Origin of the sequence: Microbacterium sp. 22242 (genome assembly GCF_052045495.1) — a bacterium.
GTDB lineage: Bacteria > Actinomycetota > Actinomycetes > Actinomycetales > Microbacteriaceae > Microbacterium.
On record NZ_JBQEOZ010000007.1, the window covers coordinates 85,099 to 110,015 of the forward strand.

At 70.7% G+C, this 24,917-nt stretch carries 23 protein-coding genes and 1 tRNA gene; 18 read left to right on the forward strand and 6 right to left on the reverse strand.

Going from position 1 to position 24,917, the window contains the following annotated elements:
• The first annotated feature begins 13 nt into the window (after positions 1–13).
• The 8 genes from ACTJJZ_RS09740 to ACTJJZ_RS09775 all read left to right on the forward strand — a co-directional run bounded on the left by ACTJJZ_RS09740 (position 14) and on the right by ACTJJZ_RS09775 (position 7,796).
• Positions 14–808: a TIM barrel protein gene (locus tag ACTJJZ_RS09740; protein ID WP_440720984.1), complete on the forward strand. Its 795-nt coding sequence runs from the start codon at positions 14–16 to the stop codon at positions 806–808.
• The gene (locus tag ACTJJZ_RS09745; protein ID WP_440720985.1) at positions 805–2,352 is read left to right on the forward strand and encodes a GMC oxidoreductase; all 1,548 of its coding nucleotides are present in this window, start codon (positions 805–807) and stop codon (positions 2,350–2,352) included. Before ACTJJZ_RS09740 ends, ACTJJZ_RS09745 begins: the two co-directional genes overlap by 4 nt.
• Before the next feature lie 55 nt (positions 2,353–2,407).
• Positions 2,408–2,812 carry a C-glycoside deglycosidase beta subunit domain-containing protein gene (locus tag ACTJJZ_RS09750; RefSeq protein WP_440720986.1) on the forward strand — a complete coding sequence of 135 codons (405 nt, stop codon included), beginning with the start codon at positions 2,408–2,410 and terminating at the stop codon, positions 2,810–2,812.
• Positions 2,809–3,993 carry a sugar phosphate isomerase/epimerase family protein gene (locus ACTJJZ_RS09755; RefSeq protein ID WP_440720987.1) on the forward strand — a complete coding sequence of 395 codons (1,185 nt, stop codon included), beginning with the start codon at positions 2,809–2,811 and terminating at the stop codon, positions 3,991–3,993. Before ACTJJZ_RS09750 ends, ACTJJZ_RS09755 begins: the two co-directional genes overlap by 4 nt.
• Complete coding sequence (locus tag ACTJJZ_RS09760) at positions 3,990–5,204, forward strand: Gfo/Idh/MocA family protein (protein WP_440720988.1); 1,215 nt, start codon at positions 3,990–3,992, stop codon at positions 5,202–5,204. The genes ACTJJZ_RS09755 and ACTJJZ_RS09760 overlap by 4 nt, the downstream gene beginning before the upstream one ends.
• Positions 5,205–5,249: 45 nt before the next feature.
• Complete coding sequence (locus tag ACTJJZ_RS09765) at positions 5,250–6,317, forward strand: sugar phosphate isomerase/epimerase family protein (protein ID WP_440720989.1); 1,068 nt, start codon at positions 5,250–5,252, stop codon at positions 6,315–6,317.
• A 61-nt stretch (positions 6,318–6,378) separates the two neighbouring features.
• The gene (locus tag ACTJJZ_RS09770; RefSeq protein WP_440720990.1) at positions 6,379–6,795 is read left to right on the forward strand and encodes a C-glycoside deglycosidase beta subunit domain-containing protein; all 417 of its coding nucleotides are present in this window, start codon (positions 6,379–6,381) and stop codon (positions 6,793–6,795) included.
• Positions 6,792–7,796, forward strand: coding sequence for a sugar phosphate isomerase/epimerase family protein (locus tag ACTJJZ_RS09775; RefSeq protein ID WP_440720991.1), 1,005 nt, complete (start codon positions 6,792–6,794; stop codon positions 7,794–7,796). The genes ACTJJZ_RS09770 and ACTJJZ_RS09775 overlap by 4 nt, the downstream gene beginning before the upstream one ends.
• A 45-nt stretch (positions 7,797–7,841) precedes the next feature.
• Here ACTJJZ_RS09775 and ACTJJZ_RS09780 read toward each other — a convergent pair whose 3' ends face one another.
• From ACTJJZ_RS09780 to ACTJJZ_RS09800, 5 genes are all read right to left on the reverse strand, one after another.
• A complete protein-coding gene (locus ACTJJZ_RS09780) occupies positions 7,842–9,104 on the reverse strand; it encodes an ROK family protein (RefSeq protein WP_440720992.1) in 1,263 nt (420 codons plus the stop codon).
• Positions 9,105–9,275: 171 nt separating this feature from the next.
• Positions 9,276–9,349, reverse strand: a tRNA-Pro gene (locus ACTJJZ_RS09785).
• Between the two features lie 97 nt (positions 9,350–9,446).
• Positions 9,447–10,013 (reverse strand): hypothetical protein, encoded by a 567-nt coding sequence (locus ACTJJZ_RS09790; protein ID WP_440720993.1) that lies wholly within the window; start codon positions 10,011–10,013, stop codon positions 9,447–9,449.
• Positions 10,014–10,080: 67 nt separating this feature from the next.
• Positions 10,081–11,028: a metallophosphoesterase gene (locus ACTJJZ_RS09795; protein WP_440720994.1), complete on the reverse strand. Its 948-nt coding sequence runs from the start codon at positions 11,026–11,028 to the stop codon at positions 10,081–10,083.
• Complete coding sequence (locus ACTJJZ_RS09800) at positions 11,025–13,667, reverse strand: transglycosylase domain-containing protein (protein ID WP_440720995.1); 2,643 nt, start codon at positions 13,665–13,667, stop codon at positions 11,025–11,027. Before ACTJJZ_RS09800 ends, ACTJJZ_RS09795 begins: the two co-directional genes overlap by 4 nt.
• 77 nt (positions 13,668–13,744) lie before the next feature.
• Here ACTJJZ_RS09800 and ACTJJZ_RS09805 point away from each other — a divergent pair, with 77 nt between their 5' ends.
• Positions 13,745–13,969, forward strand: coding sequence for a hypothetical protein (locus tag ACTJJZ_RS09805; RefSeq protein WP_440720996.1), 225 nt, complete (start codon positions 13,745–13,747; stop codon positions 13,967–13,969).
• The gene (locus tag ACTJJZ_RS09810; RefSeq protein WP_440720997.1) at positions 13,966–14,424 is read left to right on the forward strand and encodes a RidA family protein; all 459 of its coding nucleotides are present in this window, start codon (positions 13,966–13,968) and stop codon (positions 14,422–14,424) included. Before ACTJJZ_RS09805 ends, ACTJJZ_RS09810 begins: the two co-directional genes overlap by 4 nt.
• A 67-nt stretch (positions 14,425–14,491) precedes the next feature.
• On the opposite strand, the gene acs is transcribed toward ACTJJZ_RS09810, so the two are convergent.
• Positions 14,492–16,456: an acetate--CoA ligase gene (acs, locus tag ACTJJZ_RS09815; RefSeq protein WP_440720998.1), complete on the reverse strand. Its 1,965-nt coding sequence runs from the start codon at positions 16,454–16,456 to the stop codon at positions 14,492–14,494.
• Between the two features lie 391 nt (positions 16,457–16,847).
• Here acs and ACTJJZ_RS09820 point away from each other — a divergent pair, with 391 nt between their 5' ends.
• The 8 genes from ACTJJZ_RS09820 (at position 16,848) to ACTJJZ_RS09855 (ending at position 24,906) form a co-directional block, all read left to right on the forward strand.
• Positions 16,848–17,837, forward strand: a complete 990-nt coding sequence (locus ACTJJZ_RS09820; RefSeq protein ID WP_440720999.1) for a TadA family conjugal transfer-associated ATPase — start codon at positions 16,848–16,850, stop codon at positions 17,835–17,837.
• 104 nt (positions 17,838–17,941) lie between these two features.
• Complete coding sequence (locus ACTJJZ_RS09825) at positions 17,942–18,871, forward strand: type II secretion system F family protein (protein ID WP_440721000.1); 930 nt, start codon at positions 17,942–17,944, stop codon at positions 18,869–18,871.
• Between the two features lie 62 nt (positions 18,872–18,933).
• Positions 18,934–19,158, forward strand: a complete 225-nt coding sequence (locus ACTJJZ_RS09830; protein ID WP_440721001.1) for a DUF4244 domain-containing protein — start codon at positions 18,934–18,936, stop codon at positions 19,156–19,158.
• On the forward strand, positions 19,155–19,559 hold the full coding sequence (locus ACTJJZ_RS09835) for a TadE family type IV pilus minor pilin (protein ID WP_440721002.1): 405 nt from the start codon (positions 19,155–19,157) through the stop codon (positions 19,557–19,559). Before ACTJJZ_RS09830 ends, ACTJJZ_RS09835 begins: the two co-directional genes overlap by 4 nt.
• A 172-nt stretch (positions 19,560–19,731) precedes the next feature.
• On the forward strand, positions 19,732–20,073 hold the full coding sequence (locus tag ACTJJZ_RS09840; RefSeq protein WP_440721003.1) for a helicase: 342 nt from the start codon (positions 19,732–19,734) through the stop codon (positions 20,071–20,073).
• An 83-nt stretch (positions 20,074–20,156) separates the two neighbouring features.
• Positions 20,157–23,054, forward strand: coding sequence for a type I DNA topoisomerase (topA, locus tag ACTJJZ_RS09845; protein ID WP_440721004.1), 2,898 nt, complete (start codon positions 20,157–20,159; stop codon positions 23,052–23,054).
• The gene (tmk, locus tag ACTJJZ_RS09850) at positions 23,051–23,680 is read left to right on the forward strand and encodes a dTMP kinase (protein ID WP_440721005.1); all 630 of its coding nucleotides are present in this window, start codon (positions 23,051–23,053) and stop codon (positions 23,678–23,680) included. Before topA ends, tmk begins: the two co-directional genes overlap by 4 nt.
• Before the next feature lie 68 nt (positions 23,681–23,748).
• Complete coding sequence (locus ACTJJZ_RS09855) at positions 23,749–24,906, forward strand: DNA polymerase III subunit delta' (protein ID WP_440721006.1); 1,158 nt, start codon at positions 23,749–23,751, stop codon at positions 24,904–24,906.
• The last annotated feature ends 11 nt before the right edge of the window (positions 24,907–24,917 follow it).

Consider the following 24,917-nt stretch of genomic DNA (forward strand, 5'->3'; position numbering starts at 1 on the left):
CCGAAAGGCAATCATGTACCAGCTCGCCCCCAACATCGAACTCCTCTTCACCGAGGCCGGCGACTACCACGACCGCGTGCGCGCGGCCGCGGCCGCGGGGTTCACCGCCGTCGAGATGTGGGGTCCCACCGGTGCCGACGCCCCGGCGACGCCCAAGGACCTGCCGGCGCTGAAGGCCGCGCTCGAGGAGAGCGGGGTGCAGCTGACGGCTCAGCTCGCCGAGCCGCGCACGCAGTTCATGATCCCGCCGTGGGATCACTCGGAGTTCTTCCGCAAGCTCGACGAGGGCGTCGTGATCGCGCAGGACCTCGGCTGCCCGCGCCTGGTCGTCGGCAGCGGCACCGGGTTCGGCGGCTGGAAGCGCCAGGTGCAGCTCGACAAGCTCGTCGAGATCTATCAGAAGGCCACCGCGCAGATCGACGGATCCGGCATCACGCTCGTGCTCGAGCCGGTCAACGTCCGCGTGGACCACCCGGGATCGCTGCTGGACCGCACGGCCGAGGCCGTCTACGTCGCGCGCGGGGTGGACTCGCCGTTCTTCGGCGTGCTGTACGACATCTACCACTCCGCCGTCGAGGGGGAGGACATGGCCGCCGAGCTCGCGAACGCCGGATCGATCGTGAAATACGTGCAGCTGGCCGACGCACCGGGCCGCGGCGAGCCGGGCAGCGGCTCGCTGGACTGGGCCGAGCGGCTCGGGATCCTGCGGGCGTCCGGATACGACGGCCCGATCGGCCTGGAGTACTACCCGACGCAGGAGTCCGCGGCGTCCGTCGCGCTCATCCGCGAGCTGGCGGTGACCGCGTGAGCCGGTACCCCGCCGCGGTCGACGTCGCGATCGTCGGCAGCGGCCCGAACGGCGCCGCCTACGCGCGCATCCTCAGCGAGGAGGCGCCGGAGGCCGTGATCGCGATGTTCGAGGTCGGGCCGACCGTGTCGGCACCGGCCGGCGCGCACGTGAAGAACATCGTCGACGCCGAGGAGCGCCGCGCCGCCCAGGCGGCCTCGCAGGGCCCGGCTCGCGATGCCGAGACGGTGAGCAGCCCCGGCGCGGTCAAGGCCGGCGCCAGGACGGCGCGCCCGGGCACCTACCTGCTCGAGGACGGGTTCCGGGTCGACGGCGAGGACGGCCTGCCCGTGATCGCCTTCTCCAGCAACGTGGGCGGCATGGGCGCGCACTGGACCGGCGCCTGCCCCCGTCCCGGCGGCAGCGAGCGGATCCCGTTCCTGCCGGATCTGGACGAGCTTCTCGACGAGGCCGACCGGCTGCTCGGCGTCACCACCGACGCGTTCGACGACGCGCCGTTCACGGCCCTGGTGCGGGAGCGGCTCGCGGACGCCGTCGACCCGGGTCGCGAGGAGGGGGCGCGCGTGCAGCGGATGCCGCTCGCCGTGCACCGCCGCGAGGACGGCGCCCTGGTCTGGTCGGGGTCCGATGTCGTGATGGGCGACGTGACCCGCGCCAACCCGAACTTCGCTCTGCACGACGAGACGCTCGTGCTCCGCGTGCTCCTGGAGGACGGTCGCGCCGCCGGAGTGGAGGTGCAGGATCGTCGCACCGGGGAGAAGCACACGGTCCGGGCGCGGTTCGTCGTGGTCGCGGCGGACGGCCTGCGCACCGCGCAGGTGCTGTACGCCTCCGGGATCCGTCCTGCGGCGCTCGGAAGGATGCTGAACGACCAGGCGCAGGTCGTGTACGCCGCGCGGATCGCGGATGCCGCCGAGGTGGCGGCGCGGGCGGGCGGCGCTTCGGGGGAGTCGTTCGGCGAGCGGGACGTCATCGACGGCGCGATCAGCGAGCAGAGCGGGGTGAGCTGGGTGCCGTACACGGACGAGGAGCCGTTCCACGGCCAGATCATGCAGCTGGACGCCTCGCCCGTGCCGCTCGCCGACGAGGATCCGGTCGTGCCGGGATCGATCGTGGGCCTCGGCCTGTTCACCGCGAAGGACCTGCAGTGGGACGATCGCGTCGAGTTCCGCGACGATGCGACGGACGCCTACGGCCTGCCCGCGATGCGGATCCGCTACCGCCTCACCGCACGCGATCACGAGGTCCTCGACCGGGCGCGCGCCCGCATCGTGGAGCTCGCCGAGGCCGTCGGCGAGCCGCTCGGCGAGCGTCCGTTCACGATGCCCCCCGGCGCGTCGCTGCACTACCAGGGCGCGACGCGGATGGGCGCGAGCGATGACGGCCGGAGCGTCTGCGGGCCCGACAGCGAGGTGTGGGGGGCGCCGGGGGTGTTCGTCGCAGGCAACAACGTCATCCCGACGGCGACGGCGTGCAATCCCACGCTCACGTCGGTCGCTCTCGGCATCCGCGGGGCACGGAGCATCGTCCGCCGCTTGTCTTAGGTAGCTTTAAGACATAAGATTGTCGAAACAAGATTTAAGTGTCGAGGAGGACGCTGTGATTCCGGATCGCATCATCGAGCAGGGGACGCTCACGACGGACGGCGTGCGCGCCGCGGTCGAAGTCCGCATCCCGTGGTACCGCGCCCTGCCGGCGTCGTGCATCGCCGGCGCGTCGCTCACCGTGGACGGGGTCGCAGCTCCGGCCGAGTCGCTGCGCTGGGAGCTCAACGGCCGGACGTTCGCGTTCGCGGACATGGTCGACGACACCGAGGACTGGTGGTTCCCGCTGGACTCCGCGGTGCTCTCCGGGGACCTCGCCGTCGCGCCGGACCAGGAGCACGCCGTCGACGTCGAGCTCACGCTGTACATCCCGTACATCGTCATCGGCGAGAACGAGGTGCTGCACATCGAAGAGCAGGACAGCAAGACCATGACCGCACGACAGGAGGTGGCGGCATGACCGCTCCCGGTCCGATCTCCGCGCCCGCCGGACGGGCTCCCGAGCGCCTGGGCTCCCCGATCCAGGGCGTGACGCTGTACAGCTTCACCCGCGCGTTCCACGCCCGCGAACACGACCTCGAGGGCCTCATCCGCAAGGTCGCCGCGGACGGCTACGGCCCCGGCCTCGAGATCATCGGCTTCTCCAGCTTCCGCGGCTTCCCCGAGATCGACGATGCCTACGCCGGCTGGTTCCGCGACCTCGTCGCCGAGAGCGGCCTGGTGCAGACCTCGCTCGCGATCAACGCCGACATCGGCATCCACCGCGACCGGTTGCTGAACCAGGACGAGCTGATCGAGTACATGCGCCGCCAGATCGAGGCCGCCGCACGGCTCGGCTTCCCGATCGCGCGCGTGCAGATCTCGATCGAGCCCGACTCGATGGAGGCCCTCGCGCCGATCGCCGAGCGGTACGGCGTCACGCTGGCGCTCGAGGTGCACGCCGACCAGTACGCCTCGCACCCGCGGATCCTGGCGCTGCGCGACCGCTACGAGAAGGTGGGATCCCCGTTCCTCGGGTTCACCATGGACTGGGGAGCCACGGTCTCCGGATTCGCCCCGTCGCTGCTCGAGGCGTACCGCCGCCGCGGCGCCTCGGAGGAGCTGCTCGGCAAGGTCGTCGAGCTGTGGGACGAGTTCTACCAGGCCGGTCCGCCGGCGGACCAGGCCGATCACGGACAGCGCTTCGGACGGTTCATCGGGCTGGCCGCGCAGAACGGTCGCCCCGACCTCGGCATCGACCTGGGCATCAACGGCACCGGCCTGTTCGGCCCGGCGCGCGTGGACGACTGGCTCGAGATCATGCCGTGGATCAAGCACGTGCACGGCAAGTTCTTCGGGATCGACGAGCACGGCGAGGAGCCCTCGGTCCCGGTGCGCGACCTGGTGAAGCTTCTCGTTGAGAACGGCTACGACGGCGCGATCTCGAGCGAGTACGAGGGCTGGCACTGGAACCACTGGCAGTCGCCGTTCGAGATCATCGCCGGCGAGCAGCGGGTGCAGCGCTCGGCCGCGCAGGACGCCGGATCCGTCATGACCACGGATGCGGAGGCGGCGCGCACGCAGCTGCAGCAGTGGCTGGGGGAGTGGGGCGGCGCGGAAGCGTCCCTGGCGCCCGGACGAGCAGAACGGACCCGCGCATGAGCCTGCGCGTCGCGATGATCGGCCACGGGTTCATGGGGGCGGCGCACTCGGTCGGCTGGCGACAGGCGCCGCACGTGTTCGCCCTCGCCGAGCAGGTCGAGATGGCGGTGCTCGTCGGCCGCAACGTCGGCGCGACGGCGGAGGCGGCGGCGCGGTGGGGCTGGGCCGAGTCCGCCACGGATTGGCGTGAGGTCATCGCCCGGGACGACATCGACATCGTCGACATCGTCACCCCCGGCGACTCGCACGCCGAGATCGCCATCGCCGCCCTGGCGGCGGGCAAGCACGTGCTCTGCGAGAAGCCGCTCGCGAACACCGTCGCCGAGGCCGAGGCGATGGCGGACGCCGCGGCGCGAGCCCGGGAGCAGGGGATCCGATCCATGGTCGGGTTCACCTACCGCCGCGTGCCGGCCGTGACGCTGCTGCGCGACCTGATCGCCGAGGGCAGGATCGGCCGCGTGCAGCAGGTGCGCGCCGCCTATCGCCAGGACTGGCTGGTGGATCCTGAGGTTCCGCTCGCCTGGCGGCTGCAGAAGGACCGGGCCGGCTCCGGCGCCCTCGGCGACATCGGTGCGCACATCGTCGACATGACGCAGTTCGTGACCGGGCAGCGCGTGCGGTCCGTGTCGGGCACGGTGGAGACCATCGTGAAGCGGCGCCCGCTGCTGGCGTCCGGTTCCGGCCTGGCCGGAGCGGCGGCCGAGGGGTACGGCGAGGTGACCGTGGACGACGCTGCGCTGTTCACCGGCCGCCTCGGCGACGACGTCCTCGTCTCGTTCGAGGCCACCCGTTTCGCCACCGGCCGCAAGAACGCGCTGACCATCGAGGTGTCCGGCGACCGCGGTGCCCTCGCCTGGGACCTGGAGCGGTTGAACGAGCTGCAGTTCTACGACCGCACGGCGCCCGAAGGGGTGCAGGGGTTCACCACGATCCTGGTGACCGAGCCGGTGCATCCGTACGTCGCGGCCTGGTGGCCGGCCGGCCACATGCTCGGCTACGAGCACGGCTTCAGCCATCAGGTGGTCGACCTCGTCGCGGCGATCCACGACGGCACCGATCCGCATCCGTCCTTCGAGGACGGGCTGGCGGTGCAGCGGGTGCTCGCCGCCGTCGAGGAGAGCGCGGCGGCGTCGTCCGCGTGGACCGCCGTCGCGAGCGGGGACGACAGGGATGACGCGGCGGAGGATCGCCTCCTGCGCCTGCGCGCCTGACCGCGGTCGGCGCCGGACGCCGGCGAGGGGGACAGGGAGGCTCGGATGACAGAGAAGGTGGAGAAGACAATGGCAGACAACGGGATCGCGGGCACGGGCATCCGGCTCGGCACGACGCTCTACTCGATGACGAGCGAGTTCGCCGCGGGGCTGTACTCTCCCGAGACGCTCATCGCGGCCGTCGCCGAGAACGGCATAGGGCCGGGCGTGGAGTTCAACATCGCTCAGCTGCTGCGCACCTACCCCGACGTGGACCAGGAGTTCGTGAAGCTGTGGTTCGACACGCTCGAGAAGCACGAGCTCGAGCCCAGCGCGGTCGGCACCAACCTCGACATGGGCCGCCGCAAGGACAGGGACATGACCCCCGACGAGGAGCACGACTTCCTGGCCCGGCAGCTGAAGACCGCGCACACGCTCGGCTTCACGAAGGTCGTGATCCGCTCGCACGGCCGGGAGCTGCTGCGCAGCCTGCTGCCGCTCGCCGAGAAGTACGATCAGAAGCTCGGCTACGAGATCCACGCGCCCTCGGGACCCAACGACCCGGCCGTGCTGAAGATGCGCGAGATGTACGACGAGCTGCAGTCCGACCGCCTCGGTTTCACCGCCGACTTCTCGTCGACCATGCACAGCCTCTCGCCGACCCTGCTCTCGCAGCTCGCCGCGATGGGCCTGGACGAGAAGCACTTCCCGGTGATGGACGAGATCTGGCACGAGCCGACGCCGATGCACGTGCGCAACCAGAAGTTCGAGGACTATCTCACCGGCGAGGGGGTCGACCCCGCGCGTTTCGGCCCGTTCACGCGCCTCGCGTTCAACATGCACGGCCTCGTGCCGCCGGAGGAGTGGCTCGACATCATGCCGCAGATCTTCCACGTGCACGCGAAGTTCTACGACATCGGCGCGGACGGCGAGGAGCCGGCGATGGACATCCCCCGCATCGTGCGCCAGTTCGTCGCGGGAGGCTATCGCGGATTCCTCTCCAGCGAGTGGGAGGGCCACGCCTTCTCCGACCTCGGCGAGGCGGATCCGATCGACCTCGTGAAGAAGCAGCACGCGCTCATGCGACGTGCGATCGAGGATGCCGTCGCGGAGAAGGAGACGGCGCATGTCTGACGCGACCGCCGGAGCATCCGTCGCCGAACCGTTCACCGACACCTTCGCCTGAGGAGACATCATGGCCACTCACAACTCCCTGTTCTCCGAACGGGACGTCCGCCGTCGCGACGACGGCATCGCCGTCTCCGTGCAGCTGCCCTGGTACCGCAGCCTCTGGCTCTCCGCGGTCGACGGCGTCGACGCGACCGTCGACGGCGCGGCGATCCCGCGCGAGCGCCTGCGCTTCGAGCTGAACGGGCGCGCCTACCGGATCGAGGAGCTTCCCGAGCAGTGGGACACGCTCTGGTTCGTCGCCGATCGGCCGGACGTGGTGATCCTGCTCGACGAGGTGCCGGCCGTCGGCGAGAAGCTCACGGTCGAGGTCGTGCTGACGATGCGCTTGTTGTACATGCAGATCATGCCGGGGGAGGATGGCGGTCCCGGCCGCTACGTCGCCAACCGGGTCCCCGTGGAACGAGAGGTGGTGCTCGCGTGAGCCGTCCGATCACGCTGTTCACCGGCCAGTGGGCCGATCTGCCGTTCGAGGAGGTCGCCCGGCTCGCCGGCGAGTGGGGCTATGACGGCCTCGAGATCGCCTGCTGGGGCGACCACATCGACGTCTCCCGCTGGGAGGACGAGGAGTACGTGCAGAGCCGGCGCGACATCGTCGCCCGCAACGGCCTGAAGGTCTGGACGATCTCCAACCACCTCGCCGGCCAGGCCGTCTGCGACGATCCGATCGATCAGCGGCACCGCGACATCCTGAACGACCGGGTGTGGGGCGACGGCGACCCGGAGGGCGTGCGGCAGCGGGCGGCGGAGGAGCTGAAGGACACCGCGCGGTTCGCGGCGAAGCTCGGCGTGAAGACCGTGACGGGCTTCACCGGGTCGTCGATCTGGAAGGCCGTGGCGATGTTCCCGCCCGCTTCCGACGAGATGATCGCCGCCGGCTATCAGGACTTCGCGGACCGCTGGAATCCGATCCTCGACGTGTTCGAGGAGGAGGGGGTGCGCTTCGCGCTCGAGCCGCACCCGTCCGAGATCGCCTACGACTACTGGACCGCCAAGGCGACCCTCGACGCGATCGGGCACCGGAAGTGCTTCGGCTTCAACTTCGATCCGTCGCACTTCATGTGGCAGCAGCTCGACCCGGTGGCGTTCATCCTGGACTTCGCCGACGACATCTTCCACGTGCACGTGAAGGAGTCGGTCACGAACCTCGACGGCCGCAACGGCGTGCTCGGCTCGCACCTGCCGTGGGCGAATCCGCGCCGCGGCTGGACGTTCGTGTCCACCGGCCACGGCGAGGTGCCGTGGGAGCCGATCTTCCGTGCGCTGAACGCGATCGGCTACCAGGGGCCGACCTCGGTCGAGTGGGAGGACGCGGGCATGGATCGCCTGCGGGGAGCACCCGAGGCGCTCGGGTTCGTGCGCGATCTGAACGCGATCACCCCGCCCGCAGCGGCGTTCGACGCCGCGTTCTCCACGAAGTCCTGAGGCGCTGACGGAGGCGGCCGGGGCACGCCCGGCCGCCTCCGCAGGTCATCCCGCCTTCACGCTCTCGATCGACGGACGGCCGGTCGCGAACCAGCGCGGGAGGGTCACCTCGAAGAGCTGCTCGATCGCGAGCTCGGCACCGCCGCGCAGGGGTTCGGTCACGTCGTTCTGCGAGGGCTGGATCGCGAGGTCTCTCGTGGCGAGCGGCAGGGACAGCTCGTACACCCGCTGCCGCACCCCGGCGAGGTAGATCTCGCCCGCGCTCGCCATCGCGCCGCCGATGACGATCGTGGCCGGGTTGAACATGTTCACGAGAGCAGCGATGGATTCGCCCATCAGCCGGGCCGACCGCTGCACCAGGGAGATCGCGAGCGCGTCGCCGTCCTGTGCGGCGAGGCAGATCCGCTCGGGCGTGATCTGCTCACCGCGCTCGTGCAGGGCCGCGAGATTGCCGCCGGAGCCCTCGGCGATCGCGCTCTCGGCGTCCCGCACCAGCGCCCAGCCGCCGGCCTCGGCCTCGAGGCATCCGATCTTCCCGCATCGGCAGAGGATCTCGGAGTCGTGCACCCGCACATGGCCGATGTCGCCGGCGGCGCCGTTCGCCCCGCGGTGCAGATGCCCGTGTGAGAGCAATCCGGCGCCGATGCCGCTGCCGACCTTGCAGTAGATGAGGTCGATCGCGTCGTCCTCGCGGTGCACGCGCTCGGCGAGAGCGAGGATGTTCACGTCGTTGTCCACCCATACCGGCGCCTCGAACCGATGCTCGAACCGGCGCCGCACATCGAAGCCGTTCCACCCCGGCATGATGGGCGGGGCGACCACGGTTCCCGATGCGAAGTCGACCGGGCCGGGAACGCCGACCGCGACCGCCCACACCGGACGGCCGTCCATCTCGGCCAGGAGCCCGTCCACCATCGCGACGGTCGCGTCCAGTGTCTCCGCTGGACCGCGGACGATGTCCCACGAGCGGTGGTCCTGCGCGAGGATCTCCCCGTTCAGGGAGGCCAGGCCCACGTGGATGTGCAGTGCGCCCAGGGCGCAGACCACGATGAGGCCGCGGTCGGCGCGGAAGCCCAGGGTGCGCGGCGCCCGGCCGCCGGAGGAGGGGCCGAAAGCGCCGTCCTCGAGGAAGCCCATCTCGATGGCCGCCTCGACGCGCTGCGTGACCACGCCGCGGCCGAGGCCGGTCAGCCGGCCGATCTCGGGGCGCGTGGAGGCTTCCCCGGTGCGCACGAGGTTGACGATGCGCAGCAGGCTGGTGACCTCGTCGGTCTGAGCGCCGAAGCGCAGGGCGGACTCTCTGGCCATGGTCGATTCTGACACAACCCCCGTCGTCAACCCGCCGTTGACGCCCCGAGTAATGCCCGATCCTCCTTCTCTTACGCATAATAGCTGCATAAGTGCGGAACTGTGGGATCTGGGGCTGCGGTGGGAAAGGAGAGAGGGACCGATCCGTCGGATCGGTCCCTCTCCATGCTGTCGGGGTGACAGGATTTGAACCTGCGGCCTCTTCGTCCCGAACGAAGCGCGCTACCAAGCTGCGCCACACCCCGCGACAACCGTTCAAGTCTATACGGAAACGCAGGCGAGGCCGAATCGAGGCGGATCCCGCGCGTGGCGGTGGATCCGCCGGCCTTCCGGTCGCAGTCGTCAGGCCCCGGGCGCCCATTCGACGTTCATGTCGGGACGGATCACCACGGTCTCGCCCGGCTGCAGCGCGTGATCGCCCCGGTCGGTGCCGATGTGGTTGTACCGGCCGACCATGAGCGGGTTCGTGCAGAGACGGTCGCCTACGCTCCAGGGGTCGTCGCCGGGAGCCGCCGTGTAGCTGACGATGTCCCCCGCGGCGTCACGGTTCACCGTGCCGGTGGCGCCCTGCGATGCACCGCGATCTTGGGCCGTGCCGATGAGCCTGCCGTACTCGGCGCTGGGCACCGAACCGTGGGCGTCCACGCGGAAGATCTCGATCTTCGAATACGTCGTGCACCCGCTCGGAAGATCGCCCGCCTTCACGCTGATCCCGTCCCCGAGCCAGATGACGCGGTCGGGGTCGGAGGTCGGCGTGGGGTCCGGCGTCGCCGCCGGCGCGGTCCCCGCGGTCGGCTGGGCGCGTGGAGCTGCCGTGGCCGCACCGACGAGCGGCGCTGCGGCGAGAGCCACGAGCGCGGCGACGCCGAGCCCGGCCACCGTGTACGCGATCACCGCGGGATGCTTCACACTGAGAACCTAGCTCCTGCGGCGGACGGGGGCCAGCCTCCGGTGCCGGCCGGGGTGGCCTTCTGCATCAGGCCGTGAGACCGTCCCGGGGCAGCAGCGTCAGCAGCGTCGCCTCCGGGCGGCAGGCGAAGCGGATCGGGGCGTAGATCGAGTGCCCGCATCCCGCGCTCACGTTCAGCGGCACCGTGCGGCCCGCGTGCGTCCAGGTGCTGAGACCCTTGGCCTGCTCCAGCGGGATGTCGCAGTTCGCGACGATCGCGCCGTATCCGGGGATGCACACCTGACCGCCGTGCGTGTGGCCGCCGAGGATCGCGTCCGCGCCCAGATCGGTGAAGGCGTTCAGGACGCGCTGGTAGGGCGCATGCGTCACGCCCAGCACGGGCACGCCGGCGGGCCGGGGGCCGAGGGCGTCGATCGCGGGGGGCAGCTCGTCCAGCTCATCCCAGTGTCGGTGCGCGTCGTCGACACCGAACAGGTCGATCCTGGTCCCGGCGACCTCGAGAGACGCGGCGGTGTTGTCCAGGTCGATCCAGCCGAGCTCGTCAGTGAAGAAGCGATCCAAGGCCGCGGTGTCGAGCTTGGCGGCCGTCGGCTTCCGGGCGGAGGGGCCCATGAAGTACCGGAACGGGTTGCGAGGTGCAGGGGCGTACTTGTCGTTCGAGCCGTGCACGAAGACCCCGGGCGTTCCGGCGAAGGGGGCGAACGCGGCCCGGACACCCTCGAGCCCGTTCTCGTGGCCCAGGTTGTCGCCGGTGTTCACCACGAGGTCAGGGCGCAGGTCTGCGAGCGCGGCGAGCCAGCGCTGCTTGCGATGCTGCCACGGCGCCATGTGCGCGTCCGAGACGTGCAGGATCCGGATCGGCCGGGAGCCGGCCGGCAGCGAACGCGCCGTCGCGTGCCGCAGGGTGAACAGGTAGCGTTCGATCCCGATGCCCCAGGTCGCGGCCGCGACACCGGCGGCCCCCACCGCACCGAGTGCGATGAGGGCCGAACGTGCGGTGCGTGACGCCGTCACTTCTGGCAGTTCTTCTTCACGTAGTTGAGCGTGACGGTCGCGCCCTTCGGGGCGATGCTGTTCGCTGCGGGATCCGACGCCGACACCGTTCCCGAGTCGTCCCCGTTGCCCGGAGTGCACGTGCCCTTCGCCGCCTGGAAGCCGGCCTTCTGCAGGGCGGTCGCCGCGTCGCCCAGGGTCATGCCGACCACGTTCGGCACCGCCGTGCCCTGGCCGTTGCTCGGCGAGATCGTGATCGTGCTGCCGGTCACGACCTGACCCGGGCCCGGATCCTGGGCGGCCACCTGATCGGTCGGCAGGTTGCTCGGCACCGCGGCGCCGACGCTCACACTGAACCCGGCGTTCTGCAGCGTCTGCGTGGCTTGATCGACGGTCTGGCCGACCACGTTCGGCAGGCTCGAGTACGACTGCTTGAGCAGAGTCTGCGTCGGCGGCGGGTAGGCGTCGCCGCCGAAGAGGCTGTCCGCTTCTCCCTGGATCGCCTTGCCGAGGTAGTAGCGGATGTTCGGGACGTTGTTGTCCTTGGTGTAGAAGTCGTAGATGTTCTCGAAGCCTGTGGACTGGCCGACCCAGATCCCCGTCGCGACCTTGGTGCTCGACATCATCAGCATGGTCTGATCGTTGTTGTTGGTACCGGTCTTGCCGATCAACTCCGTGCCGTCGAACGGATTCGCCTGTGAACCGGTTCCACCGCTGGCCATGACACCCTTCAGCGCGTAGGCGGCGGTCGCGGCGATGTCCGGCTGGATCACTTGGGTGCAGGTCGTCGGCGGAAGCTTGAGCTCGGCGCCGTCCGGGCCGGTGATCTTGTCGATCGCGTGCGGGTCGCAGCGGACCCCCTTGTTCCCGATCGCGGCGTAGACCGATGCCATGTCGAGCGGCGCGATGTTCTTGGAACCGAGCACGTCGAACGGCTGGGGACCCTGGAGGTCGACGGTGTCCGTGCCGGGGTAGTACGTCGTCACGCGCGAGTTGACCGGCTTCATGGTGCCAGTGTGAACGCCCATCCGCGCAGCCACGTCATTGATGTCGCAGAGGTCGAGTTTGGCGGCCATCGCGAGGAACCCGCTGTTCAGCGACGCGGCGGTGAAGTCCATCGGCGTGCCGACATAACCGCGCGCGTTCTGGAAGTTCCGGACATCCGAGGTCATCGGGATGGACTGCGAACCGCAGTGCATCGTCTGTCGCTTCAGGTTTCCGTCGACCCTCTCGCGGAGCGAATGCCCCTTCTCGAGCCAGTCGATGAGGGTGAACACCTTGTACGTCGATCCGACGGCGAAGCCGGTAGAGCCGCCGTGGTCGTAATCGGCTGCGTAGACCAGTGACGTCTGTCCCGATGTCGCGACATCACTCTTCTCCTCGCTGAAGGTGGTGTTCTGCGCCATGGTGAGGATGCGTCCCGTCGACGCTTCGAGGTTCGTCGCGGCGGCGCCGAAGGCCATGCCCGGGATCGTGGGCGTGGTGTTATCGGCCATCGCCTGCACGACGGCGCCCTGCAGCTGCGCGGACAGCGTTGTGTAGATGTTCAGGCCGCCGCGGAAGAGCTTGTCCTGGCGTTCGGCATCCGTCGAGCCGAGAACACCGTCGAGGGAGTGGTCGTTCCTGAGCGTGGTGTACACGTACTGGCAGAAGTAGGCGTTCGCCCCGGCTCCGGCGCAGCCCTGGGTGGGCGTCTGGATGTTCGGGGTGATCGGCTGCGCCTTCGCGGCCTCGTAGTCGGCCTTGGTGATCTTGCCGTTGGCGTACATGCGGTACAGCACGTAATTGCGCCGGACGAGCGTGTCTTTGAACCCGTCCTTCGGGGAGTTCTCGCAGTTGTTGCCGTCTTTGTCGCAGATCGTGCCGACCTGCTGATCGATGCGGAACGCGTTCGGGTTCTGCACCATGCCCGCGAGGGTCGCAGCCTGCGGGAGGGAGAGGTTCGCGGCGGAGACGCCGAAGTAGCGGTTTGCCGCGGCCTCGATGCCGTAGGTCGTGCCGCCGAAGTTCGCGAGGTTGAGATACCCGATCAGGATGTCGTTCTTCGAGTACTTCTTCTCGATCGCGGTCGCGTAGCGGATCTCCTGCAGCTTGCGCGCGATGCCGGCGCTGCCGACCGTCGTCGCTGCGTCCTCCCAGCACTTGTTGAGCTTGGCGTCGCGCTTGTCGTCGCCGAGGGGCACACCCTGCTCGCACTCCTGCAGCAGCACGTTCTTCACGTACTGCTGGCTGATGGAGGACCCGCCGTTCGTGGACGATCCGGTGGCGTTGCCGACGACCGCCTTGAGGGTGCCGGTGATGTCGATTCCGCCGTGGGAATAGAAGTTCTTGTCCTCGCTGGACAGCAGCGCGTCGTACAGCACAGGGGCGACCTGGTTGAAGGTCAGCGGGATCCGGTTCTGATCGTAGAACCGCGCCATCACCTGCGGCTGCCCGTTGGCGTCGTTGGCGTAGATGGTCGTCGGCTGCATCGGACGGTTCACCGTCAGGTTCGAGGGAAGGTGCTCGAACAGGTCGATCGACTGCGTGGCGGCGGCGCCGGTCACGGCGAACACCGGGGTGACGCTGGCCGTCACGAGCACACCGGCGACGACGCTGAGGCCGACGAGGCCGGCCAGGCCGCTGAGCGCACCGGTGAGCGTGCGTTTGGTCTGAGGCATACGCTTGATCGTAGGGGAGTTCCCTGAACGCAAACTTTGACGCGCCAGCGCGTGCGTCCTCATCCTCCGGGAGTGCCATGACCACGTGGGAATACCTCACCACGCCATTGCTGATCCACAACACCGCCGCCATCCTGAACAACTGGGGCAAGCAGGGCTGGGAGCTCGTGCAGGTCGTCACCGGACCCGAGGGCGGGCTCGTGGCCTACTTCAAGCGCCCCGTCGGCGGCGACGCCACCGCGAACACCGGCCTCGGCGCCGCCGCGGAAGCCGCGCGGCAGTTCGAAGGAGAGGGAGCATGACCGTCAGCGCCCGGCTCGCCGAACTCGGCATCGAGCTCCCGTCCGTCGCCGCGCCCGTGGCCGCCTACGTGCCTGCGCGCGTGCACGACGGTCTGGTGCACACGTCCGGCCAGTTGCCGTTCGAGTCAGGATCCCTCCCCGCGACCGGGAAGGTCGGCGCGGAGATCTCGGCAGAGGACGCCAAGGGGCTCGCCCGCACGTGCGCGCTGAACGCGGTCGCCGCTGCGGCGGATGCCGCCGGCGGCGTGGACCGGCTCGACGGAGTGCTCCGCGTCGGCGGCTTCGTCGCGTCGGATCCGTCCTTCTCCGGCCAGCCCGGCGTCATCAACGGCGCGAGCGAGGTGCTCGGCGAGATCTTCGGCGATGCCGGCCGTCACGTGCGCGCGGCCGTGGGCGTCGCGGTGCTGCCGCTGGACAGCCCGGTCGAGGTCGAGGTGACGTTCACCCTGGCCTGATGCCCGGAATGGGAAGAGGCGCCCTCCTGCAGGAGGGCGCCTCTTCTCGTTTCTCGGATCCTGGTCCCTACTTCACCTGCGCCGAGATCACGGTCATCACCGCGGTGTCGGCGAGGGTCGTGGTGTCGCCGACCTCTCGACCCTCCGCCACATCCCGCAGCAGGCGTCGCATGATCTTGCCGGATCGGGTCTTCGGCAGCTCGCCCACGATGTAGACGTCCCGGGGGCGCGCGATCGGGCCGATCTGCCCCCCGACCCAGCCGCGCAGCAACTGCGCGAGACCTTCGGGGGAGTGCTCCGCGAGGTAGCTCTCCTTGATGATCACGAACGCGACGACGGCCTGGCCCGTCGTCTCGTCCGAGGCGCCGACGACGGCCGCCTCCGCCGTGGCTTCGTGCGCGACCAGGGCGGACTCGATCTCGGCGGTCGAGAGCCGGTGGCCCGACACGTTCATCACGTCGTCCACCCGACCGAGCAGCCACAGGTCGCCGTCCTCGTCGAGGCGCGCGCCGTCGCCGGCGAAGTAGTAGCCCTTCTGCTGGAACTTCTCCCAGTACGTCTCCTTGAAGCGCTCCGGATCGCCCCAGACGCCGCGGAGCATGCTCGGCCACGGCTTGGTGATCGCGAGGAGGCCGCCGTTGCCGATCCCGACGGGCTTGCCGTCGTCGTCGACCACGTCGATCGAGATGCCGGGGAGCGGCACCTGTGCGGATCCGGGCTTCGTGGCCGTGACACCGGGCAGCGGCGAGACCATGATCGCGCCGGTCTCGGTCTGCCACCAGGTGTCCACGATCGGGGCGGAGCCGCCGCCGATGACCTCGCGGTACCAGATCCACGCTTCCGGGTTGATCGGCTCGCCGACCGAGCCGAGCAGGCGGATGCTGGACAGATCGTACTGGTTCGGGATCGCGCGGCCCGATTTCATGAACGAGCGGATCGCGGTGGGCGCGGTGTAGAAGATCGTCACGTCGTACTTCTGGATGAGCTCCCACCAGCGGCCGGGGTGCGGAGTGTCCGGCGTGCCCTCGTAGAGCACCTGGGTGGCGCCGTTGGCGAGCGGGCCGTAGGTCACATAGCTGTGCCCGGTGACCCAGCCGATGTCGGCCGTGCACCAGAACACGTCGCTCTCCGGGTGCAGATCGAACACGTTCCTGTGCGTGTACGCGGCCTGCGTGAGGTAGCCGCCGGAGGTGTGCAGGATCCCCTTCGGCTTCCCCGTGGTGCCCGAGGTGTAGAGGATGAACAGCGGGTTCTCGGCGGGGAACGCCTGTGCCTCGTGCACGCCGGACGCGGCGTTCACGACGTCGTGGTACCAGACGTCGCGATCGTCGTCCCAGTCGACCTCGTTGCCTCCGCGGCGCACCACGATGACGTGCTCGACGGTGTGCTGCTCGCCCTCGCCGCGGTCGGCCAGGGCCTGGTCGACGGCCGGCTTGAGCGCCGAGACCTTGCCCTTGCGGTAGCCGCCGTCCGCGGTGATCACGACCTTCGCACCGGCGTCGTCGATGCGCGAGCGCAGGCTGTCGGCGCTGAACCCTCCGAACACGACGGAGTGGATGGCGCCGACCCGCGCCACGGCGAGCATGGCGGCCACCGCCTCGGGGATCATCGGCAAGTAGATCGCGACACGGTCGCCGGGCCCGACCCCCATGCCCTCCAGCACGTTCGCCAGGCGCTTGACCTCGTCCGTGAGCTCGGCGTAGGTGATCCGGCGCTCGTCACCGGGCTCGCCCTCCCAGAGCAGGGCGACGCGATCGCCGTTGCCGGCCTCGACGTGGCGGTCGAGGCAGTTGTAGGCGACGTTGAGCTCGCCGTCGGCGAACCACTTCGCGAACGGCGGGTTGGACCAGTCCAGGACCTCGGTGAACGGTGTGTGCCAGTGCAGCGCCCGCGCCTGCTCGGCCCAGAACGCGTCGCGGTCGGCGGCGGCCTGCGAGTAGAGCTCGGGCTTCGCGACGGCCGCCGCGGCGAACTCCGGGGAGGGCGGGAAGACGCGGGTCTCGTCGAACACGTGATCGATCTGGCTGCTCATGATGAGGGGGCGCTCCTTTGCGGGATGGTGCATCGCGACGTCGCGGCGACACCGCGAATCTAGCTCTGCCCATCGTCTCTCAATACCGTCGGAAGTCGGTAGTGCACTCGTTTTGTGCACCGCCCTTTCCTGCGTACACTGGCCGACGGCCGATCAATCGATTCCGGCTTCTGCGGCAGCGACGACCCCCTGCGTCGCTCCGCGCTTCGGGCGGCATCCCATTCCCCCCGTGGGGTGCCGCCCATCCTTCCTTCTTCCGCCTGTGCATCCGGGTGGAGCGACGTCCGTGCCGGCGTGATGCTCGTTCCGCACAGATGCGGTCGGGATCCGCTTCCGCACCGGTTCCGATCGCGCCCTCCGGTGAGGGGCGCGCCCTGCCTACCGTCGGGACATGGCCTCGCCCTTCGTCATCGTCCCGCGCGGATCCGCGGATGCTGCAGCGCATCTCGAACTGGACCCCGCATTCGGCGACCTCGCGGCGCACATCGCCGATCCGCGGGTCACCGACCTGTTCCTGAACGGAGCAGACGGCCTCTTCATCGACCGCGGCGCGGGAGCCGAGCCGGTGCCGGGCTGGAGCGCGTCCGAACGAGAGGTGCGCGAGCTCGCGGTGCGGCTCATCGCGCTGGGCGGACGGCACCTGGACGACCAGTCGCCGTGCGTGGACGTGCGCCTCGCCTCGGGCGTGCGCGTGCACGCCGTGCTGGCGCCGGTGGCGACCTCGGGCACCGCGGTCTCGGTGCGGATCCCGCGGGTGCGCGCGGCCGACCTGGACGATCTGAGCATGCTGGGCGCGGTCGACGCCGCGCAGCGGGGCTGGCTGGAAGGCGTGGTGCGCGCCCGGCAGAACGTGCTGATCACCGGAGGAACCGGAACCGGCAAGACGACGATGCTCGCGGCGCTGCTCGCGCACGTGCCGCACGACGAGCGGATCGTGACGATCGAGGACGTCGCCGAACTGCACCCGAGGCACCCGCATCACGTCTCCCTGGAGGCGCGTCAGCCCAACCTGGAGGGCGTCGGGGCGATCTCCGTCGCCCGCCTCGTCCGGGAATCTCTGCGCATGCGGCCGGACCGGCTCATCGTGGGGGAGTGCCGCGGTGAGGAGATCCGCGATCTGCTCACCGCGCTGAACACCGGGCACGACGGCGGCGCCGGCACGTTGCACGCGAGCGGGCTGGCCGATGTGCCCGCGCGGCTGGAGGCGCTCGGGGCACTGGCCGGAATGGATCCGCCGGCGCTCGCGCGGCAGGCGGTGAGCGCCTTCGCGCACGTGCTGCACCTGGTGCGGGAGCGGTCGGGAGTGCGCCGGCTGGTCCAGACGGGCCGGCTTCGGCTCGACGGCGAGCATCTCGGCATCGAGGAGGTGCGGCCGTGGTGAAGGATCTCCCCGGGTCGCGGGGGCCGGGCGGGGCCGGGGATCGCGGCAGCTCGCGCGTTCGAGGCAGCGCCCGTGCGCGCGGCAGGGCCGGAACTGCGGGGCGCGTGCCGTTCCGATTCGCGGCGGCGCCACCGCCGAGCGAGGCGGCCGTCGCCGAGCAGGTGCGCACGCTGGCCGTGCTGCTGCAGGCCGGCGCGGCGCCCCCGGCGGCCTGGCGTCATCTCGCCGAGAGCGGGTCCGCCGACGCGACCGCCGTGGTCGCGGAGCTGGACCGTGGTCGGGAGCTCATCGAGGCCGTCCGGGCTCGGGGCGGCGTGTGGACCACGGTGGCCGCGGCGTGGCGCATCGCAGCGACGGTGGGAGCACCGCTCGGCGAGGTGCTCCGTGCCATCGCCGCGGCGCTCGAGGGCGCCGGGGAGATCCGGGACGAGGTGGAGGTGGCCCTCGCCGAACCCGCCGGAACCGCGCGCCTCATGCTCTGGCTGCCCGTGGTCGGACTGCTGCTCGGCACCGCACTCGGCTTCGACACCGTGACGGTGCTCGTGACTCAGCCCGCGGGCTGGGTCTGCCTGGCCGCCGGACTGGCGATGCTGCTGCTCGCCCGGGCCTGGACGCGCGCCCTGGTGCGACGGGCCCGGCCCGCGCCGGAGATCCCCGGTATCCGCGCCGAACTGCTGGTCGTGGCCTTGAGCGGAGGCACCGCGATCCCGCGGGCCCTGCGGCTCGTCGCCGAGGAGGTCGGCAGAGGCGACGGGTGCGCAGACGCCGGGGTCGAGGCCGTCGGGGCGTCGGACGCCGTCGACCGGGTGCTGCAGCTCTCGTCGACCGCAGGCGTGCCCGCCGTGGAACTGCTGCGCGCCGAGGCGGCCAGGGCGCGGCGCGCAGCCCGCACGTCCGGACGGAAGGGCGCCGCGAGACTGTCCTCCCGGCTGCTGCTGCCGCTCGGCGTCTGCACCCTGCCGGCGTTCCTGCTCCTCGGCGTCGCGCCGCTGATCCTCAGCGTGCTGGCCACCACGCCGCTGCCGTTCACCTGAGCCGTGCACCCGTACCCCGCGGCCCCTTCCGGGAGCCGCACCACCAAGAAAGAAGGAACACCATGAATCAGAACGAGCAGCGCCTCCTGAACGACGCGCTCCCGGCACTGACCAGCCGCCGGGCGGCGAAGCTGTTCGGCGACGACACCGGGGCCGCGACCGCCGAGTACGCGATCGCGACCATGGCCGCCGTCGCGTTCGCGGGACTTCTCGTCGTCATCATGCGCAGCGACGAGGTGCGGGGGATCCTCACCGATCTCGTGCGACGCGCGCTCACGGTGGCATGAAGGGCGGCCGTCCTCCCGGCCGCGCTCAGGTCGCCGGCGCCGGCCCGGGCACGGCCGGAGCCGGCACCCACGGCCGGGAGCGCGGCTCCGCGACGGCGGAGCTCGCCGTCGCCCTTCCCGTCGTGGTGCTCACCCTGCTGCTCGGCGTCGGCGTGCTCGGCGCCGGCCTGCGCATGGTGTCGCTGCAGGACGCCGTGGCGGATGCGGCGCGGATCCTCGGCCGCGGCGACGGCAGCGGCGATGCCGGGGCGGCGGTGGCCCGTGCGGATCCCGCCGCGGGGTTCGCGGTCAGCCGCTCCGACGACCTGGTGTGCGTGACGGCCTCTGCTGACGCGCGGATCCTCGGCGGGCTCGTCGTGCCGATCCGTGCGACCGGCTGCGCACTGGACGGCGGCCGGTGATGGCACGGCGCTCGGTGATGGCGGGGCAGCCGGTGCTCGCGCGGCGCGCCGCGATGGCCCCGCGCCGGATGGCCGGGCATCCCGCGCCGGAACGGCGTCGCGTGAGGACACCGCAGCCCGCTCCCGTCGGAACGCCGGCCGCCCGCAGCGCCTCACCGACGGGCGAGCGCTGATGGGCGGGTCGGCGCTCGCCCTCGGCGGGATCGCCGTCGCGGGCACCCTCGCGCTCGGCGCGGCGATGGTCGGCGGTGCCGGCGCGGTGTCGCAGCGCGTGGCGGCCGCGGCCGACGCCGCAGCCCTCGCCGCCGCGGACGCCGTGTCCGGCGCTGTCCCGGTGAACGCGGATCCGTGCACCCTCGCCGGGCGCGTGTCCGCCGCCCACGGCGCGGCGCTGGAGGACTGCCGCATCGAAGGACTCGTGGTCCGAGTGCGCGTCTCGGCGGCGTACGCTGGGTTCCCGGCCGTCGCCGCCTCTCGTGCAGGACCACCCGAACTCTCTGCCGGCGACGGATGACCGTGCTGAGCCCTCCGCTTCGGCACGGTGTGTATGGTGTGCTTCGACCGCTCGTCAAGCTCAGGACCCGAAAGGACGCACCCGTGGCGCAAGGCAAGAAGCTTGTCATCGTCGAGTCCCCGACGAAGATGAGGTCCATTCAGGGCTATCTCGGCGACGGCTTCGAAGTGCTCAGCTCTGTGGGGCACATCCGTGATCTGGCGGACAAGAAGGACATCCCCGCCGCGGACAAGCAGGCGTACGGCAAGTACTCGATCGACGTCGAGCACGACTTCGATCCCTACTACGTGGTCAGCGATCGCAAGACCAAGACGGTCGCCGAGCTCAGGCGCGCCCTGAAGAACGCCGACGAGCTCCTGCTCGCCACTGATGAGGACCGCGAGGGGGAGGCCATCGCCTGGCATCTCCTCGAGACGCTGAAGCCGAAGGTGCCGGTCAAGCGGATGGTCTTCCACGAGATCACGAAGGACGCGATCCAGGCGGCCGTCAGCAACACCCGCGAGCTCGACCTCGCACTCGTCGACGCCCAGGAGACCCGCCGCATCCTCGACCGTCTCTACGGCTGGGACGTCTCGCCCGTGCTCTGGTACAAGGTGAAGTCGGGCCTCTCCGCCGGGCGCGTGCAGTCCGCCGCCACGCGCATGATCGTCGACCGGGAGCGCGAGCGCATGGCGTTCGTGTCGGCCGAGTATTGGGACGTGGACGCCACCGCGGCCGCTTCGACGGGCTCGGCGACCGCCGGATTCAAGGTCCGTCTCGTCCGGCTGGACGGCGGGGCGATCGCCCGCGGCACCGACTTCGACGACAAGGGCGCGCTGAAGAAGGCCGTCGTGATCCTCGACGAGAAGGCGGCGACCGCGCTCGCCGCCGCCGTCGACGCGGCCGGATCCGCCACCGTCACCAAGGTCGAGGCGAAGCCGGGCACGCGCAGCCCGTACGCCCCGTTCACCACCTCGACGCTGCAGCAGGAGGCGGGACGCAAGCTCTCGATGAGCGCGAAGCAGGCGATGAGCGTCGCCCAGCGCCTCTACGAGAAGGGGTTCATCACCTATATGCGCACCGACTCGACCGCGCTGAGCACCCAGGCGGTGCAGGCGGCCCGGTCGCAGGCGGTCTCCCTCTACGGCGACGCCGCGGTGCCGTTGAAGCCGCGCGTGTACAAGTCGAAGAGCAAGAACGCGCAGGAGGCGCACGAGGCGATCCGTCCCTCGGGCGAGCAGTTCCGCACACCCGCTGCCGTGTCGTCCCAGCTCGATCGCGAGGAGTCGCGCCTCTACGACCTGATCTGGAAGCGCACCGTCGCCAGCCAGATGTCCGACGCGAAGTACGAGACCACCACGGTCACCCTCGCCGTGGACGCCGACGGCCGCAACGCCGAGTTCACCGCATCCGGCACGGTGTACACCTTCAAGGGCTTCCTCGAGGCGTACGAGGAGGGGCGCGACGAGAAGCGCAGCGACGCCGACGCCGCCGAGAACCAGTCGCTGCCCGCGGTCGCCGTGGGCGACGTGCTCGGCGTCGCGGACGCCGACGCCAGGCCGCACCGCACCACCCCGAAGCCGCGCTACACCGAGGCCTCGCTCGTGAAGGCGCTCGAGGAGCACGGCATCGGACGCCCGTCCACGTTCGCGAGCATCATCGGCACGGTGATCGACCGCGGATACGCGACCAAGCGCGGTCAGGCGCTGGTTCCGACCTGGATGGCGTTCAGCGTCGTCCGGCTGCTCGAGCAGCACTTCGCCGACCTGATCGACTACGACTTCACCGCTGCCCTCGAGGACGACCTCGACGCGATCGCGCGCGGCGAGCAGAAGCGCATCGAGTGGCTGCACTCCTTCTACTTCGGCTCCGAGGACCACGTCGGCCTCCGCCAGATCGTCGAGAACCTCGGCGAGATCGACGCCCGCGCCCTGAACGCGACGCAGATCACCGACACCGCCACGCTCCGGTTCGGCAAGTACGGCCCCTACCTCGAGGTCACGGATCCGGCGCACCCCGACGCGAAGCCGCGCATCGTGAACGTGCCGGAGGAGCTGGCGCCCGACGAACTCACCCGGGAGAAGGCGCAGGAGCTCATCGACGCGCCCGTCGCCGGTGACCGCGTGCTGGGAGAGAACCCCGAGAGCGGCAAGATCGTGGTCGTGAAGGACGGTCGATTCGGTCCGTACGTGCAGGAGAACGACCCGGTCTCCGACGACGACCAGATCGACGAGGCCACCGGAGAGGTGGTCGAAGCCCCCAAGCCGAAGCGAGGTGCGAAGAAGGAGGCGGCGCCGAAGCCGCGCACCGCCTCGCTGTTCCGCTCCATGTCGGTCGACACGATCGACCTCGACACCGCGCTCAAGCTGCTCGAGCTGCCGCGCGTGGTCGGGGCCGACCCGGAGTCGGGCGAGGAGATCACGGCGCAGAACGGCCGGTTCGGCCCGTACCTGAAGAAGGGCGCCGACTCCCGCTCGCTGGAGAGCGAGCAGCAGATCTTCGACATCACGCTCGAGCAGGCGCTGGAGATCTACAAGCAGCCCAAGTACGGTGCCCGGCGGGCATCGAGCGCGCTCGCCGAGTTCGACGCCGACCCGGTCAGCGGCAAGCCGATCCGGATCCGCGACGGCCGCTTCGGCGCCTACGTCACCGACGGCGAGACCAACGTGACGATCCCGCGCGGCCAGAACGTCACCGATGTGACGTTCGAGATCGCGGTGCAGATGCTCGCGGACAAGCGTGCGAAGGGCCCCGCGCCCAAGCGCGGCACCCGCACGGCGGCCGCGAAGAAAGCCCCGGCGAAGAAGGCCCCCGCGAAGACCGCGGGCGCCGCGGCCAAGAAGGCCCCCGCGACGAAGGCGCCTGCGAAGAAGGCGCCTGCCAAGACGTCGTCCGCCAAGGCGTCCACGGATGCGGACAAGGCTGCGGCGCGTTCCGCGGCGGCGAAGAAGGCCGCCGCGACGCGCGCCGCCAACGCCGCAGCAAAGAAGGCGGGCGCGTGAGCGCAGGCCCTGGCCTCTGGATCACCCTGGAGGGCGGCGACGGCTCCGGCAAGACCACCCAGGCAGCCCTGCTGGAGGCCTGGCTCCGGTCGCAGGGCCGCGACACCCTGCGCACGCGGGAGCCGGGGGGATCCGAGGTCGGGGTGCTCATCCGCGACATCGTGCTGCACCATCGCGGCGACATCGCCCCGCGTGCGGAGGCGCTGCTGTACGCCGCGGACCGCGCGCACCACGTCGCGACGGTCGTGCGGCCCGCGCTCGCCCGCGGCGACGTCGTGATCCAGGATCGCTACCTCGACTCCTCCGTCGCCTACCAGGGCGCGGGCCGGATCCTCGACGCCGGGCAGGTGCGCGACCTGTCGCTGTGGGCGGCCGAGGGGGCGCTGCCCGATCTCACCGTGCTGCTCGACCTCGATCCAGCCTCGGCGCGCCGCCGGTTGGACTCGGCGGACAAGCCCTTCGATCGTCTCGAGGCGGAGCGGGGCGAGTTCCACACCCGGGTGCGCGAGGCGTTCCTCGCGCTCGCAGCCGCCGAGCCGGCGCGATTCCTGGTCGTCGACGCGGCGCAGGACCCCGCGGCCATCGCCGCCGTCGTGCGCGCACGCGTCGCCGCGCTGCTCGTCTGAGCCGGGGCGCGAAGCGAGCCGGCCGGAACCCGGCGGCTCATGTCCGAGCCCACCGTTAGGCTGGCTTCATGCCCGCCCCCGTTCTCGCGCCGTTCCCGTGGACGGACGTGTGGGGGCAGGATGCCGCCGTCGAGGCCCTGCGGGCGGCGGTCGAGGATCCGGCCGCGCTCGCACACGCGTGGCTGATCACCGGGCCGCCGGGATCCGGCCGATCCACGCTCGCGACGGCCTTCGCCGCCTCGCTCGTCGCAGAGGGGCCGGACGACGAGGCGACGATGCGTCAGGTGCTCGCCGGCGCCCACCCCGACGTGACCGTGCTGCGCACCGAGAAGGTCATCATCACCATCGCCGAGGCGCGCGCCCTCGTCGAGCGCTCCTACTTCGGCCCGTCCAGCGGACGCTATCGCGTCATCGTCGTCGAGGACGCGGATCGCATGACCGAGCGCACCTCGAACGTGCTGCTGAAGGCGCTGGAGGAGCCGCCGGAGCAGACCGTGTGGGTCCTCTGCGCCCCGAGCGAAGCCGACCTGCTGCCGACGATCCGCTCCCGCGTGCGTTCCCTGCGCCTGCGCGAGCCCGACGTCGCCTCCGTCGCCGAGCTGATCGTGCGGCGCACCGGCGCCGACCCCGCGATCGCGGAGCAGGCCGCCCGCCACGCCCAGCGGCACATCGGCATGGCGCAGCGACTCGCCACCGATGATTCCGCCCGTGCCCGCCGCGATCAGACGCTGCGTGCCGTGCTCGGCACCAGGGGCGTGAGCGACGCCGTCGAGGTCGCCGGGCAGATCGTGCAGGCCGCCACCGACGACGCGAAGGCGCTCACCGCCGCACGCGACGACGCCGAGCGGCGTGCGCTCCTGCACACCGTCGGACTCGCGGAAGGGCAGGCCGTGCCCCCGGCGGTCCGGTCGCAGATCAACGCGCTCGAGGACGAGCAGAAGCAGCGCGCACGGCGCAGCGTGCGCGACGGACTCGACCGCGTGCTCACCGACATGCAGTCGCTGTTCCGCGATGTGATCATGCTGCAGTTCGGGCGCGAGGAGAGCCTCATCAATCAGGAGCTCGCCGCCGAGCTTTCCGTCCTCGCGACGGCGTGGGAGCCCGAGCGCACCCTCGTCGTGCTGGATCATCTCGCCCAGACCAGAGAATCGCTGGAGCGCAATGTCGCACCGGCGCTCGCCCTCGAGAGCTTGCTCGTGACCGTGACGAGCGGGAGGATGCCGTGAAGAAACGCCCT

Coding starts and splice junctions, on each gene's coding strand:
- ACTJJZ_RS09740 (WP_440720984.1), top strand. CDS start 14: ATGTACCAGCTCGCCCCCAACATCGAACTCCTCTTCACCGAGGCCGGC.
- ACTJJZ_RS09755 (WP_440720987.1), top strand. CDS start 2,809: ATGACCGCTCCCGGTCCGATCTCCGCGCCCGCCGGACGGGCTCCCGAG.
- ACTJJZ_RS09760 (WP_440720988.1), top strand. CDS start 3,990: ATGAGCCTGCGCGTCGCGATGATCGGCCACGGGTTCATGGGGGCGGCG.
- ACTJJZ_RS09765 (WP_440720989.1), top strand. CDS start 5,250: ATGACAGAGAAGGTGGAGAAGACAATGGCAGACAACGGGATCGCGGGC.
- ACTJJZ_RS09770 (WP_440720990.1), top strand. CDS start 6,379: ATGGCCACTCACAACTCCCTGTTCTCCGAACGGGACGTCCGCCGTCGC.
- ACTJJZ_RS09780 (WP_440720992.1), bottom strand. CDS start 9,104: ATGGCCAGAGAGTCCGCCCTGCGCTTCGGCGCTCAGACCGACGAGGTC.
- ACTJJZ_RS09800 (WP_440720995.1), bottom strand. CDS start 13,667: ATGCCTCAGACCAAACGCACGCTCACCGGTGCGCTCAGCGGCCTGGCC.
- ACTJJZ_RS09805 (WP_440720996.1), top strand. CDS start 13,745: ATGACCACGTGGGAATACCTCACCACGCCATTGCTGATCCACAACACC.
- ACTJJZ_RS09810 (WP_440720997.1), top strand. CDS start 13,966: ATGACCGTCAGCGCCCGGCTCGCCGAACTCGGCATCGAGCTCCCGTCC.
- acs (WP_440720998.1), bottom strand. CDS start 16,456: ATGAGCAGCCAGATCGATCACGTGTTCGACGAGACCCGCGTCTTCCCG.
- ACTJJZ_RS09820 (WP_440720999.1), top strand. CDS start 16,848: ATGGCCTCGCCCTTCGTCATCGTCCCGCGCGGATCCGCGGATGCTGCA.
- ACTJJZ_RS09830 (WP_440721001.1), top strand. CDS start 18,934: ATGAATCAGAACGAGCAGCGCCTCCTGAACGACGCGCTCCCGGCACTG.
- ACTJJZ_RS09835 (WP_440721002.1), top strand. CDS start 19,155: ATGAAGGGCGGCCGTCCTCCCGGCCGCGCTCAGGTCGCCGGCGCCGGC.
- ACTJJZ_RS09840 (WP_440721003.1), top strand. CDS start 19,732: ATGGGCGGGTCGGCGCTCGCCCTCGGCGGGATCGCCGTCGCGGGCACC.
- ACTJJZ_RS09855 (WP_440721006.1), top strand. CDS start 23,749: ATGCCCGCCCCCGTTCTCGCGCCGTTCCCGTGGACGGACGTGTGGGGG.